The following is a 13,730-nucleotide window of genomic DNA, read 5'->3' as shown; positions in this document are numbered from 1 at the left end:
TAATTTATAAAAAAGGCTTGAAAAGCGCTTTCAATAGTCTTATAATTTAGATAAATCGATTTACTAAACCGGTTTAGTAAGTGGTTAGCTAGTATAATAAGAAAGGTAGGTCGATTTATGAATCATATCATTATTCCTTTAAATGCATTTGAAACGACAAGCTCTCAGCACACCATGATTGGGAAAATATATGAACAGCAAGTACATGGAGTGGAAATTCGAAGAGAGTTAATGAAAAAAGTAGATCAAGAGATTGAGCTTATTGCCAAAGAATTAAAAAGATATCCGCTTTTTACAGTATATTCGGCTCCAATCGAACTGTGGAAAGAAAGTGGAGAGTTAAACAAACAAGAATTAAAATCTATTCTTGAAGAAGCCGTATCACTTGGCGCTCAGTGGGTAAAAGTTTCTCTTGGTTTTTATCAGCCACAATCACCTATAGGGGAATTGCAGGAGCTATTGCAGGCATTTCCAGCTTTACATCTATTTGTGGAAAACGATCAAACCAGTTATGGAGGCAACATAGCATCTTTGCACGCATTTTTTGATAACGCTTACGAAATTCCTGTTTCCATGACGTTTGATATTGGTAACTGGCTTTATGTACAGGAACGACCCCAGGAAGCAATCAAAAAGCTAAGGTCATTTGTAGGCTATATTCATATTAAACACGTAATAAAGAATAGCGGAAAGCTAGTAACAACCTCTATATCAAACGATTCAAATGAAATGTGGAAAGATATTTTGAAAGGGTTTTCTCATTCGATTTTTAAAGCTTTAGAGTTTCCAATCGATGAACCGGAACAAATCCCCCGCTTCATTTCATTGGTGCAAGCAGCAGAACAGGAGGAAGTGCAATGAATTCATTAGACGTTATTACCTTCGGAGAAGCAATGGCGATGTTCATGGCAGAACAACCAGGACCGCTGTATGAGATTAAGCATTATACAAAAGAGCTAGCCGGAGCAGAAACAAATGTAGCAATTGGTCTCGCTCGTCTCGGTCTGCGCGCAGGGTGGGTGAGCAAAGTCGGCAATGATCCTTTCGGTACGTTTATTATGAAACGGCTACAAGAGGAGTCGGTCAACACCGATTGTGTACTAGTAGATAGCGAACATTCAACAGGTTTTCAAATTAAATCAAAAGTGGAAGTGGGAGATCCGGAAGTTTGTTACTTCCGAAAAAATTCGGCAGCCAGTCACTTGCACCCACGCGATTTTAATCGAAACTATTTTTTAGCGGCAAAACACATGCATATGACAGGAATACCGCTTGCTGTGTCAGCAAGCATGCGTGAATTTGCTCTACACGCGCTTACCTCGATGAAAGCAGCTGGCAGAACGGTTTCCTTTGACCCGAACCTGCGACCGACTCTTTGGACATCGAAGGAAGAAATGATTTTTACAATCAACGAAGCTGCTAAACAAGCAAACTACGTTCTGCCAGGCATTGAAGAAGGGAAAATTTTAACCGGATACGAAAACCCAGAAGACATCGCTTCTTACTATTTAGATGCAGGCGTAGAGCTTGTCGTTATTAAACTAGGTGAACAAGGAGCCTTTTTTAAGACGGCTAAAGAGCAAGGAATGGTTGAAGGAATAAAAGTCAAACAAATAGTGGATACAGTCGGTGCAGGAGACGGCTTTGCAGTAGGGCTGTTAAGCGGACTTCTTCAACATGATGCTCTTACTCAATCTGTCATGAGAGCAAATGCTATTGGGTCATTAGCTGTACAAAGCCCTGGAGATAACGACGGATATCCAACTGAACAGCAGTTGCAAAAATATATGGAATCCCAAAAACAAGGAGTGAAGTGATAATGAAACAGCAGCTAGCAAAAAAAAGATGGCTTCGGTTAATTCCTATCGTATTTATTACGTATAGCCTTGCATATTTAGACCGTGCAAACTACGGGTTTGGAGCAGCAGCAGGGCTGGCAGAAGATCTTCATATTACGCCAGGTATTTCGTCTTTATTAGGATCGCTCTTTTTCTTAGGTTATTTCTTTTTCCAAATTCCTGGCGCTCACTATGCTGAAAATAAAAGCGCCAAAAAGCTGATTTTTTGGTCTCTGATTTTATGGGGAGCACTTGCTACAGCTACAGGTATGGTAAGCCACGTCGGATTTTTGTTTGTTATTCGATTTGCTTTAGGAGTAGTGGAAAGTGCCGTTATGCCTGCTATGCTCGTTTTTTTAAGCCACTGGTTTACAAAAGCAGAACGTTCTAGAGCCAACACGTTCTTAATTTTAGGAAACCCGGCAACGGTCCTTTGGATGTCAATTGTTTCTGGATATTTGCTAGAATCATTTGGCTGGAGATGGATGTTTATTTTAGAAGGTTTTCCAGCTGTTATTTGGGCGTTTTTATGGTGGAAACTAGTAAACGATGAGCCAAAAGATGCAGGCTGGCTGTCGAAAAAAGAAAAAGCAGACTTACACGATGCGCTGCAAAAAGAACAAGAAGGAATTAAACCTGTTAAAGGCTATAAAGAAGCTTTCAAAAATCGTACTGTCATTTTATTAAGCATTCAATATGCTTTATGGAGTATTGGCGTCTACGGATTTGTTATGTGGCTGCCGTCTATTATTAAAGCAGCGCCTAACATGAGTATAGTGAAGACAGGGTGGTTAGCGTCCGTTCCTTACGTATTAGCAGTTGTATTAATGTTAACGGTTTCATATCTGTCAGATAAGTTTTTAAAACGAAGCGCATTTGTATGGCCGTTCTTATTAGTAGGAGCTCTTGCCTTTTACGGATCTTATTTAGTTGGCACAAGCAACTTCTGGCTTTCTTTTACTTTACTCGTTATCGCCGGAGGAACGATGTATGCTCCGTACGGACCGTTCTTTGCGATTATTCCTGAAATTTTACCGCGTAATGTTGCCGGAGGAGCGATGGCTTTAATTAATAGCATGGGGGCACTTGGTTCATTTGCCGGTTCTTATATTGTAGGATTTTTAAATGGATCAACAGGAGGGTTTGGCGCTTCCTATATCTTTATGGCTGGATCATTATTCCTTGCGGCAGTTTTAACCATTGTCGCAACGAAAAAGCCAAGAGAAGTTCAGAGTGTGAAGCCAGTTGAAACAACGGCTTAATGTAATGATAGAAAAGGAGAATTGAGATGCATATTGAGAAAATTACAAGTAGCGGTATTGTAGCGGTCATTCGAGGAGCAAGCGCTGAGCGAATTATTCCGCTTGCCTACGCGTTAAAAGAAGGCGGAGTAACAAATCTAGAAATCACAATGGAAAACCCTGCTGCCGTAGAGGTTATTAAAGAATTGAAAAATGAATTTGACGATTCGATGTTTATTGGAGCAGGAACTGTTCTAGACGAAGAAACAGCACGAATTGCCATTATGGCAGGAGCGTCATTTATTTTTTCCCCTACGGTGAACGAACGAACAATTAAAACGGCTAAAAGATACGGAGTCATTAGCGTTCCGGGTGCTTTTACACCTACTGAAATTTTAACAGCCTATGAATGCGGCGCAGATATGATTAAAGTCTTCCCGGCAAGCGTAGTAGGCCCCGCTTATTTTAAAAATATAGCAGGACCGCTTCCTCATATTCCGTTAATGCCAACAGGCGGCGTTACGGCTGAGAATGCGGGAGCTTATATTAAAGCCGGAGCAGCTGCTATTGGAGCAGGAAGCACATTAGTGGATGGAAAGCAGCTTCCAACTCCTGAATACTTACTTCAAGTAACAAGGGAAGCGAAACGTTTTACTCATGAAATTCAAGAAGCTAGGCTTGCGTACGCTTAATAAATAAAGCCTTCTGCTATCAAGAAGGCTTTTCCTTTTTCGTTTTTTTCGTTTACACTAGGAGTAGCATAATTTTAGGGATTGAATGAAAAGGACGGATCATGATGCAAAAAGTTACTATGCTTGATGTCGCAAAAGCAGCAAATGTCTCCAAAAGCACCGTATCACAATACATTAACAAGCGATACGAATATATGGGCGAAGAAACACGAAAGAAAATTAAAGAAGCGATTGATACACTGGGCTATCAGCCCAACTATCTAGCACGGAGCTTAAAACAAAAGCGAACGTCGATGATCGGGATTATTGTCGCAAATATTATGCACAGATTTTCTACTGAAGTCATTCGTGCCATTGAAGACTATTGCCATTCGCAAGATATACATGCCATCATTTGCAACGCAGATGATGACCCTGATAAAGAAAAGAAATATATTAATATGTTAAAAGCAAAGCAAGTAGATGGCCTTATTTTATTTCCAACGGGTGCCAATACTTCTCTTTATGAGCAGATGATCAAAGAAGAATATCCGGTTGTTATTATGGATCGTAAAATTCATGATGTAAAAGGAAAAATTCCATCCGTAGTGGCGAACAACCAAGAAGCCACAAAACAGGCTATTTTGCATCTGCTCGAGCTTGGACATAAGCATATAGCGATCATTACAGAACCATTAACTATTACACCCCGGATTGAACGTGTAGAAGGGTACAAAGAAGCGTTAACATCAGCCAATATGCCTGTAAATGAATTTATGATTATTAACTGCAAAAAAGCGGACATGCAAAAAGCGCTGGAGAAGCTATTTGCAGCCGATAATCCGCCGACAGCGCTGCTGGCTGGAAACGATTTAGTGTTCATTGAAGTGCAGAAATTTATTAAACAACACGGATTTAATATCCCCAATGATTTATCTTTAATTGTTTATGATAATATTCCTTACGCAGATGTAGCAACGCCTGCCGTTACCACGATTTCGCAGCCTGCTTTTGACATGGGAACAAAAGCAGCAGATTTACTTATTAAACAAATTTTGAAAGAAAAGATAGCTTATGAAGAGTACCAGTATGAATGTGAATTAATTATTCGAGAAACAACGTTGTCGTATTAAGCTAAAAAGAGCGCCTATGGCGTGCTCTTTTTAGCTCATCAAAATATTCGTTTTTTTTACGTTGTTACTAAACCGGTTTAGTAGAAAGTGAGGAGAAGAAAGATGAAGATACAATTAGCATTAGATCGCGTCACAATTGAAGAAGCTATTATCCTTGCCAAGCTGGCAGAACCCTATGTTGATTGGATTGAAGTAGGTACATCTCTTATAAAAGAGTATGGAATTGAAAGCATTTATAAAATCAAACAGGCATTTCCGCACAAGATGATTGTAGCAGATATCAAAACGATTGATAACGCAGAGTATGAATTTACAATGTGCTATCAGGCAGGAGCAGATATAGCAACAGTAATGGGCGTATCACCTTTACCCACGATAGAGACGTGTGCAAATGTCAGCGAAAAATGGAATAAAAAAATGATGGTTGATTTATTAAACACGTCAAGCAGCTCGCAAAAGCAAGTAAGTATTTATAGAAGCGCTATTTTTTGCCATCATATCAGCAAAGACGAGCAAGAAAAAGAAGGAAAATCGCTGAGTCAAATAAATTTGCGGCAGTATTTTCATTCAGATGCGCAAATAGCAGTAGCAGGAGGAATTAATCCAGCCTCAGCAGCATCATTACTTCAAATGAAAGCGGACGTCGCGATTATTGGATCAGCGATTACAAAAAGTGCGGATGTGGCAAAGGCATCTGCTGAATTTCAAGACTTATTTATGAGCAGGGGGAACGTATAATGACAAAAACACAAACGATTTTACATGAAATTACGACCGTAATGAATCACATAAAAGAACCGCAAATAGAAGAAGTAGCGTTTTCACTTTACCAAGCAAAACGAATTTTTGTTATAGGCGAAGGTCGCTCCGGGTTAATGGGCAAATCATTTGCGATGAGACTGATGCATTTAGGTGCAACAGTATACGTTGTAGGAGAGACCATTACTCCTTCGATTGCAGCGGGTGACGTATTGGTGGCTGTATCTGGTTCAGGAAAAACACAGCAAGTGGTGAGCGTAGCTAAAAAAGCCAAAGAAGTAGGATGTTCAGTTATCGGCATTTCAGCTAGTACAGAATCACCATTAACTGCTCATACTGATGAGCTGCTGCACATTCCCGCTGCAACCAAATACCGAAGCGAAAATGAAGCCGCTTCTATTCAGCCGCTTGGTTCATTGTTTGATCAATGTGCTCATGTTGTGTTTGATACGATTTGCTTAGAATACGGGAATTTGAACCAAACGGATCATGAACAGGCGTTTAAGCAGCACAGCAATTTAGAGTAAGTGGAAATAGGCTGAAACAAAAGTAGGTTGGTTAAAAGAAAATCCGAACGGTGAGTCGAGATTCTTGATGGAGAATCACATTCGTTCGGATTTTTTTATTGGTATTGGTGAGCGTAGGTTTCATGTGTGTAGTTGCTTCTAGCTGTTGATTGGATCGATGTAGTTATGTCTCACTCTCTTTTGATACAGGTAAGTCTAAACGTTTACTTCACTTTTGTTTATTGCGAAGATATTCCTTCTCTTCAAAGTAAATAACAGCATTTTTATGTTGAAATTGCTATAATATACAAGCCGGTACATATACTAAGGCGACTGAAAATAAAGGAGTTTTGATTGATGACAAAAATAAAATTAATTTCACATAACGATTTAGACGGGGTAAGTCCAGCACTGTTGGGTCGGTTAGCGTTTGGCGACGACAACTTTGATTACAGCACGGTAAGCATTGGCCGCATCAATGACACAGTGACGCATTTTATTGAAGAAGAAAACGATGGAGACACAGCTTTATACATAACGGATATTAGCGTAAACGATGAAGTAGCGGAAAAATTAAATGAACTGGTAAAAAAAGGCCAGAAAATCACTCTTATTGACCATCATATCTCTGCTCTTCCACTAGCTGAGAAATACGATTGGGTTCATGTTATTGCAGAAGACGAAAACGGTAAAAAGACAGCAGCTACATCTCTTTTCTACGACTACTTAGTGCGCAACAACATGCTTCAAAAAACGGAGTTGCTTGATGAATATGTAGAACTTGTGCGCTTATTTGATACGTGGGACTGGTTTCATGAAAATAATTTGAAAGCAAAGCGCCTCAATCACCTATATTATCTAATCCCGCATGAAGAATTTAAAGAGACCATTCTAGAAACGCTTCGTGAATCGTACCATACTGAAAATCAAGAATTTACGTTTACGGACAAACACGAAATTTTACTAGAAGCAGAAGAAAAAAAGATTGAAAAATATATTTACGACAAGCAAAAACAAATCATAAAAGAAAGTGTTGAAATTGCTAAAACAGCGTACAACGTAGGCATTGTATTTGCAGATACATATCAGTCTGAGCTAGGAAATGCACTGTGTCTAGAAAACGAAGATATCGACTTTTCCGTTATGGTGGACATGGGACGCCAAAAGATTGGCTTCCGTGCAGTAAAAGACGAAATCAACTTAGCCGAAATTGTTGGGCACCTTGGAGGAGGAGGTCACCCAAAAGCTTCTGGATGCAAGTTAACGGCTGAAACGTTTGCTCTTTTCGTCACGGATCACTTGTTTAAAGACGAAGAAAAAAGTGAATAAAGCGTATAAGGAGGAGATGCTATGTCATTTAAAGATTTAGTTGTTGTTGTTACCGGAGCTGCGAATGGAATAGGAAAAGATGTATCACGCACATACGCAAAACAAGGAGCAAAAGTGGTATTGGCAGATGTGGACGAAACCGAAGGCGAGCGTCACGCAGAAGCTATTCAAAGACAAGGCGGAGAAGCCATTTTTGTAAAAACAGACGTCCGAAAAGAAAGCGACATTTTACATCTCGTTGAAAAAACGGTCAGTACGTATGGAACGATACATATTTTGATTAATAATGCAGGCGTTTCCCGCTGGAAATCACCGTATGAGCTAACCGTTGATGAATGGGATGACATTATCAATACGAACCTGCGCAGCGTGTTTCTATGTTCTCGCGAAGCAGCTAAAGTGATGAGGAAAAACGAAAGCGGGGGCTCCATTGTAAACTTAGCTTCTACAAGAGCTTCAATGTCTGAACCAGATACAGAAGCCTATGCTGCTACAAAAGGAGGAATCGTTGCTTTAACTCATGCACTTGCCGTTTCGCTTGGTGATGACAACATCACGGTAAATGCTATTTCTCCAGGATGGATTGAGACATCTGACTACGATGGCCTTCGTGAAATCGATCATACGCAGCATCCGTCTAATCGGGTAGGAACGCCAGCGGATATCTCAAGAGCGTGTATGTACTTAACAAACGCCGAAAATGATTTTGTAACAGGAGCTAACCTCGTAGTAGACGGGGGAATGACGCGAAAGATGGTTTATGAACATTAAGCATCTACGAAAAAAGACTGCCGTATTTAGCAGTCTTTTTTCATATAATCAAGAAAAGAAAAAGATAATAATTTTCGCTTGACAGAACAAAATAATCATTGTAAAGTAAGTTACATAAAGTAATTAAATTTCAATTAATATTTTTTTGGTTTAATATCTCGAATTAGAGATATAAGAATTCATTATATCTTGTTTATCTCCTTTTATCAGGGGGAAGGGTATAAACATGCAATTTAAGCTTAAAAAAACAAACAATTAGGAGTGTGGAAAATGGGTTTTTTAGATAAATTATTTGATAAATCAAGTGATCAACAACAGGTTGGAAAAGATTTTTATGAAGCAATTAAAAACCGACGTTCTATTTATGCAATTGATAAAAATGTAAAAATGTCAGAAGAAAAAATTGAAGAAATTATTAACTTTGCGGTGAAACATACTCCTTCAGCATTTAATTCCCAAAGCGCACGCGTAGTCGTTTTATTTGGCGAACAGCATGATAAAGTGTGGAATATTACGAGAGAAACGCTTCGTAAAATTGTTCCAGCTGAAAATTTTTCAGATACGGATCAAAAAATGAACTTATTCGGAAGCGGCTATGGAACAGTTCTTTTCTTTGAAGATCAAGAAGTAGTTGAAGGGCTGCAAAAGCAGTTCGCATCTTACAGCGAAAATTTCCCGGTTTGGTCTAACCAATCATCAGGCATGCTGCAGCATGTGATCTGGACAGCTCTTGAGCTCGAAGGCCTAGGAGCAACTTTACAGCATTACAATCCATTGATTGACGATGAAGTAAAAGCAGCTTGGAATATTCCAAGTTCATGGAAGCTGATTGCTCAAATGCCATTTGGTAATCCCGTGTCACCTGCGGGTGAAAAAGAATTTCAACCACTAAGTGAACGTGTAAAAGTATTTAAATAAGCAAAAAAAGGCACGGACAACATTATTTTAATTAAAGCAAAATCCGAACGATTCATCGTTCGGATTTTTTTATTGGTATGGCAAGCGTAGGTGTTGCGTATGTAGCTGCTTCTAGCGGTTGATTTCGTTATATCTCAGACCCTTTTTTACGGTAAATAGTTTGAATATTCTTTTATGTTTAACCTAAGAAAAATGCGGTTAAATAGGAGGAGTAGTCCTCAAATCTTCTGTGGAATTTATGCGCTATACATAAGCAATTCAACGATGTTTTACAAAAAAATAAAGTTTTTAACTTGGTTTTTTAGAGAATATTTGTTAACATATCCACTTGTGAGGTCTTAGTAAGAGGAGGATGATGTAAAGAATCCCATATCGGACGCAAGGGCGTAGATATGTGGAGTGGAAATTTTAAAGGAGGATATTATGTCTGATCAAGGAAATCAAGGAAAGTTTAAAAAATCAATATCGTTACTTGACCTAACGTTAATTGGGATGGGAGCTATTTTTGGTTCCGCCTGGTTATTTGCGGTTAGTAACGTAGCGTCAAAGGCTGGTCCAGCCGGAAGTTTTTCGTGGCTGATTGGCGGAGTCATTATTTTACTTATCGGTTTAGTGTATGCTGAACTTGGAGCAGCGCTGCCGCGTACCGGTGGAATTATCCGTTATCCGGTTTACTCACATGGTCATTTAGTGGGTTACTTAATTTCATTCATTACCATTATTGCTTACACAAGTTTGATTGCCATCGAGGTAACGGCTGTACGTCAGTATGTTGCGTTTTGGCTTCCTGGTCTAACTAAACATGGTTCTGAATCGCCTACTACAATCGGCTGGTTATTTCAGTTCGCGTTATTAACGCTATTTTTTATCATTAACTACGTAAGTGTAAAAGCATTTGCTAAGTCAAATGTTATTATATCTGTGTTCAAATATGCGGTTCCTCTTACAATTATCGTCGTGTTAGCTTATCACTTTAAATCAGCTAACTTTACAACTGGCGATTTTACTCCGTTTGGTTTTAATGGTATTCAAGCAGCCATTTCAACAGGTGGCGTTATGTTTGCTTACCTAGGACTTCACCCTATTGTTTCTGTAGCCAGTGAAGTTAAAAACCCGCAGCGTAATATTCCAATCGCGCTCATTATCTGTATTGTACTTTCAGCGATTATTTACACAGCACTGCAAGTATTGTTCATTGGTAACATTCCGGCTGATATGCTATCAGGAGGATGGGGAACAATTCAAGAGCAATTCTCTTTACCATTTAAAGATATTGCACTTATTTTAGGCCTTGGCTGGTTAGTAACGCTTGTTATTTTTGATGCTATTTTATCACCAGGCGGTAACGGGAACATCTTCATGAATACAACTTCTCGTTTAGTTTATGCTTGGTCTCGTAATGGAACACTATTTAAACGTTTCTCAAAAGTAGATAAGAAAACAGGAATTCCACGTGCGTCACTATGGCTATCGTTTGGAATGTCCGTATTCTGGACACTGCCATTTCCTTCTTGGGAAGCGCTAGTAAACGTATGTTCAGTAGCACTTATTCTGTCTTATGCGATTGCGCCAATTTCAGCTGCTGCATTCAGAGTAAATGCAAAAGACCTTAAAAAGCCTTTCAAATTAAAAGGCATGAGCGTTATTGCTCCTGTGTCATTTATCTTCTGTTCATACATCGTATATTGGTCAGGATGGACGACAATTTCTTGGCTTCTAGGATCACAGCTTCTAATGGTTGTTATCTACGTAGCATTTAAGAAATACGTACCAACTGACGTTGTAAAATTTGCACAGCAGCTTAAATCTGCTTGGTGGCTAGTTGCTTATTATATTATTATGCTTGTTATCTCTTACCTAGGCTCATTTGGTGGAGGACAAGGTGTGCTAAGCAACCCGCTTGACTTAATTTTAATTGCTCTTGTTTCAATCGGTATTTTCTACTGGGCGAAATACACGGGTTTACCAAAAGCAGTTATCGATACGGATGATTAATAAAAAACACGGCATGAATTCATGCCGTGTTTTTCGTTTGTATAGGGGTGTACTCTATTTATTTATCAAACAGCCACGTTTTTAAGATAGCAGCATACTCACGAAAGTAGGCTTGAAGTTTAATTGAATTTGGTGTCTTTGCACCTAAAGGATAAACGTCAAAACCTTGACGCTTGGCAATAATAGAGGCGCGAAATAAATGAAAATCACTGCTAACAAGCACGACTTTTTTGTGTTGAATATCAACTTTCTTTTTAGTGAAAGTGAAATTCTCAAAAGTAGAAGTTGACTGATCCTCTTTTATCATTCGATTCTTTTTAATTCCTTCTTTTCGTAGAAAACGATAGGCTGCTTCTGCTTCAGAAATTTCTTCATCGGATCCTTTTCCACCCGTTACGATAACTTTTGTTTGTTTATGAGTCTTTAAATAAGATAAAGCCGTTTTTGCTCGTTCTTTTAAACTAGGAGACATTTGATCTCCGTCTACTTTGGAACCTAAAATGAGCACATAATCTGCTTTTTGCGGAACAGGCTGATGAGCGGTTTGATACATACAAAAAGACATGATTGCTATGTAAAGAACAAGCAAACTAATAAAGATATAAATGATTTTTTTCTTCAACTACGAGCACCTTCCTAGCTATTTCATAAGATGTTTGGAAAATAATTGTTATTATAGCATACGAGACCCAAATAAGTATAAACACAGTAATATATAATAATAGAAGAAAATCGTTATTGTGAATGGTTATAAAATTCGTTACAATAAAGAATAAATGATTTTAAAAGTGCCTCTAAGGAGGATAATAGGGAAATCGGTGTAAATCCGGTGCAGCCCCCGCTACTGTAAATGTGGATGAACCTGCAAAGACCCACTAGTCAAACTAGGAAGGATGCAGAAGTAAAATGAAGCATAAGCCAGGAGACCTGCTTTTAAAAACCCCTTATTTTTCGGTGGGAGAAATAAGTCAAGACAATGTGTTAATGAGCGCATGACCAAACCTTGACTTTTACAGTTAAGGTTTTTTTATGTGATAGGGAGTGGAAAAAGTGAAAAAAGGAAAACCTCTTATGATTCAAGGAACGCACTCAGACGCTGGAAAAAGCATGATTGCTACAGCGTTTTGCCGTATTTTTAAAGAAGACGGCTATCAAACTGCACCGTTTAAATCGCAAAATATGGCGCTTAATTCATACATTACAATGGATGGAAAAGAAATTGGAAGAGCGCAAGGAATTCAAGCTGAAGCGGCTGGAGTAGAAGCAACAACCAATATGAATCCTATTTTAATTAAACCAACTCGTGATCATGAATCTCAAATTGTCGTTCATGGAAAACCGCTTCGTAATATGTTTGCTTTTCAGTATCGGCAAGAATTTTTTAATGAAGGTTTGAACGTTATCACGGAGTCTTATAAAGAGCTTGCCAATCATTATGATCGAATTGTGATTGAAGGTGCTGGAAGTCCTGCTGAAGTGAATTTGAACGATCGGGAACTGGTAAATATGCGCGTAGCAAAGATAGCCCAAGCCCCTGTTGTGTTAGTAGGAGACATTGATAAAGGAGGGGTTTTTGCGAGTCTGGTGGGTACTCTTCAATTGCTTCCAGATGAACATAAACCTAGAGTAATTGGAGTGTTAATCAATAAATTCCGAGGAGACTTAGAGCTTTTAAAACCGGGGTTGAAGTGGTTTGAAGAATACACGGGAGTTCCGGTACTAGGAGTGATTCCTTATATGCACGACGTGGAAATTGACGCTGAAGATTCGCTATCACTCAGAAATTACTCAACGCTTGTAAATCCGTTAAAAGAAATCGATATTGCGGTTATCTCGTATCCTCGCATCTCAAATTTTACAGACATTGATCCTCTAAGCTTAGAAGAAGACTGTCATGTGAGACTTGTAACCAAGCCATCACAACTAGGTACGCCTGATTTAATTGTTTTACCAGGAAGCAAAAATACGATTGAAGATGCGCAGTTTTTACAAGAAAGCGGCCTGGCTCTAGCCATTAATCAAGTCTTGAACGCAACGAACGCTCACGTTATTGGCATCTGCGGGGGATATCAAATGTTAGGCGAGACAATTACGGACCCCGATGCAGTAGAGTCCCGGATTGAATCTATTAAAGGGCTGGGTTTGCTTCCAGTGGAAACCGTTATGACAACCAGCAAAAAAACAGAAAGAGTTTCTGGATATGTTCAGTTAGAGAGTGAGAAGGTTTCGATTGAAGGCTATGAAATTCATATGGGAAAGACGGTTTCTAAAAGCATGACGAAAGCCTTTGCGGTGGTAGATGATCAAAAAGAAGGAACGGTTAAAGACAACATCATTGGCACGTATGTTCATGATGTGTTTCATAACGATGCTTTGCGCAGAGCTTTGCTTAATCAAATTCGTAAACATAAAAAATTGCCGCCTATTACGGATACATTCAACAGTCGCCTGCAAAAAGAGGAGTCTTTTTCAAAAGCAGCAGCATATGTGAGAGAAGCTATAGATATGGAAAAGCTGTATCATTTAATAGACAACTATAAAAGCCCGGAGCAAGCACAAAAAGTGTAGC

At 39.0% G+C, this 13,730-nt stretch carries 13 protein-coding genes and 1 riboswitch; of the genes, 12 read left to right on the top strand and 1 reads right to left on the bottom strand.

Annotated features, from left to right (window positions below; all coding sequences use genetic code 11):
• Positions 1-117 precede the first annotated feature (117 nt).
• From ACMX9J_RS05820 to ACMX9J_RS05770, 11 genes are all read left to right on the top strand, one after another.
• Entirely contained in the window at positions 118-861 is a 744-nt protein-coding gene (locus ACMX9J_RS05820) for a sugar phosphate isomerase/epimerase family protein (protein ID WP_416225531.1), read from the top strand.
• Positions 858-1,817 carry a sugar kinase gene (locus ACMX9J_RS05815; RefSeq protein ID WP_416225530.1) on the top strand — a complete coding sequence of 320 codons (960 nt, stop codon included), beginning with the start codon at positions 858-860 and terminating at the stop codon, positions 1,815-1,817. Before ACMX9J_RS05820 ends, ACMX9J_RS05815 begins: the two co-directional genes overlap by 4 nt.
• A gap of 2 nt (positions 1,818-1,819) precedes the next feature.
• A complete protein-coding gene (locus ACMX9J_RS05810; RefSeq protein WP_013083743.1) occupies positions 1,820-3,100 on the top strand; it encodes an MFS transporter in 1,281 nt (426 codons plus the stop codon).
• Between the two features lie 26 nt (positions 3,101-3,126).
• A complete protein-coding gene (locus tag ACMX9J_RS05805) occupies positions 3,127-3,771 on the top strand; it encodes a bifunctional 4-hydroxy-2-oxoglutarate aldolase/2-dehydro-3-deoxy-phosphogluconate aldolase (RefSeq protein WP_014459503.1) in 645 nt (214 codons plus the stop codon).
• A 101-nt stretch (positions 3,772-3,872) separates the two neighbouring features.
• A complete protein-coding gene (locus ACMX9J_RS05800) occupies positions 3,873-4,883 on the top strand; it encodes a LacI family DNA-binding transcriptional regulator (protein ID WP_168760970.1) in 1,011 nt (336 codons plus the stop codon).
• 102 nt (positions 4,884-4,985) lie between these two features.
• On the top strand, positions 4,986-5,621 hold the full coding sequence (hxlA, locus tag ACMX9J_RS05795; RefSeq protein WP_063247739.1) for a 3-hexulose-6-phosphate synthase: 636 nt from the start codon (positions 4,986-4,988) through the stop codon (positions 5,619-5,621).
• Positions 5,621-6,169: a 6-phospho-3-hexuloisomerase gene (gene hxlB, locus ACMX9J_RS05790; RefSeq protein WP_033579433.1), complete on the top strand. Its 549-nt coding sequence runs from the start codon at positions 5,621-5,623 to the stop codon at positions 6,167-6,169. The genes hxlA and hxlB overlap by 1 nt, the downstream gene beginning before the upstream one ends.
• Positions 6,170-6,505: 336 nt before the next feature.
• The gene (locus ACMX9J_RS05785) at positions 6,506-7,477 is read left to right on the top strand and encodes a DHH family phosphoesterase (RefSeq protein WP_098113318.1); all 972 of its coding nucleotides are present in this window, start codon (positions 6,506-6,508) and stop codon (positions 7,475-7,477) included.
• 21 nt (positions 7,478-7,498) lie between these two features.
• Positions 7,499-8,248 (top strand): glucose 1-dehydrogenase, encoded by a 750-nt coding sequence (locus ACMX9J_RS05780; protein WP_416225529.1) that lies wholly within the window; start codon positions 7,499-7,501, stop codon positions 8,246-8,248.
• Between the two features lie 270 nt (positions 8,249-8,518).
• The gene (locus tag ACMX9J_RS05775) at positions 8,519-9,166 is read left to right on the top strand and encodes a nitroreductase family protein (protein ID WP_033579430.1); all 648 of its coding nucleotides are present in this window, start codon (positions 8,519-8,521) and stop codon (positions 9,164-9,166) included.
• Between the two features lie 423 nt (positions 9,167-9,589).
• Positions 9,590-11,161 carry an APC family permease gene (locus tag ACMX9J_RS05770; protein WP_028412838.1) on the top strand — a complete coding sequence of 524 codons (1,572 nt, stop codon included), beginning with the start codon at positions 9,590-9,592 and terminating at the stop codon, positions 11,159-11,161.
• Between the two features lie 58 nt (positions 11,162-11,219).
• Here ACMX9J_RS05770 and ACMX9J_RS05765 read toward each other — a convergent pair whose 3' ends face one another.
• Positions 11,220-11,783, bottom strand: a complete 564-nt coding sequence (locus ACMX9J_RS05765) for a YdcF family protein (RefSeq protein WP_033579429.1) — start codon at positions 11,781-11,783, stop codon at positions 11,220-11,222.
• A gap of 147 nt (positions 11,784-11,930) precedes the next feature.
• Positions 11,931-12,111, top strand: a riboswitch (cobalamin riboswitch).
• Between the two features lie 91 nt (positions 12,112-12,202).
• Between ACMX9J_RS05765 and ACMX9J_RS05760 the strand changes: the two genes are divergently transcribed.
• The gene (locus tag ACMX9J_RS05760) at positions 12,203-13,729 is read left to right on the top strand and encodes a cobyric acid synthase (RefSeq protein WP_080963377.1); all 1,527 of its coding nucleotides are present in this window, start codon (positions 12,203-12,205) and stop codon (positions 13,727-13,729) included.
• Position 13,730: the final 1 nt, after the last annotated feature.

Source organism: Priestia sp. RMT2NF4 (assembly GCF_047872835.1).
Classification (GTDB): Bacteria; Bacillota; Bacilli; order Bacillales; family Bacillaceae_H; genus Priestia; species Priestia zanthoxyli.
Note: the sequence above shows the minus strand (reverse complement) of the source record. Positions and strands in the feature narration are given on the sequence as shown.

Excerpts from the sequence above, each read along its gene's own strand:
- ACMX9J_RS05820 (WP_416225531.1), top strand. The coding sequence starts at position 118 with ATGAATCATATCATTATTCCTTTAAATGCATTTGAAACGACAAGCTCT.
- ACMX9J_RS05815 (WP_416225530.1), top strand. The coding sequence starts at position 858 with ATGAATTCATTAGACGTTATTACCTTCGGAGAAGCAATGGCGATGTTC.
- ACMX9J_RS05810 (WP_013083743.1), top strand. The coding sequence starts at position 1,820 with ATGAAACAGCAGCTAGCAAAAAAAAGATGGCTTCGGTTAATTCCTATC.
- ACMX9J_RS05805 (WP_014459503.1), top strand. The coding sequence starts at position 3,127 with ATGCATATTGAGAAAATTACAAGTAGCGGTATTGTAGCGGTCATTCGA.
- ACMX9J_RS05800 (WP_168760970.1), top strand. The coding sequence starts at position 3,873 with ATGATGCAAAAAGTTACTATGCTTGATGTCGCAAAAGCAGCAAATGTC.
- hxlA (WP_063247739.1), top strand. The coding sequence starts at position 4,986 with ATGAAGATACAATTAGCATTAGATCGCGTCACAATTGAAGAAGCTATT.
- hxlB (WP_033579433.1), top strand. The coding sequence starts at position 5,621 with ATGACAAAAACACAAACGATTTTACATGAAATTACGACCGTAATGAAT.
- ACMX9J_RS05785 (WP_098113318.1), top strand. The coding sequence starts at position 6,506 with ATGACAAAAATAAAATTAATTTCACATAACGATTTAGACGGGGTAAGT.
- ACMX9J_RS05780 (WP_416225529.1), top strand. The coding sequence starts at position 7,499 with ATGTCATTTAAAGATTTAGTTGTTGTTGTTACCGGAGCTGCGAATGGA.
- ACMX9J_RS05775 (WP_033579430.1), top strand. The coding sequence starts at position 8,519 with ATGGGTTTTTTAGATAAATTATTTGATAAATCAAGTGATCAACAACAG.
- ACMX9J_RS05770 (WP_028412838.1), top strand. The coding sequence starts at position 9,590 with ATGTCTGATCAAGGAAATCAAGGAAAGTTTAAAAAATCAATATCGTTA.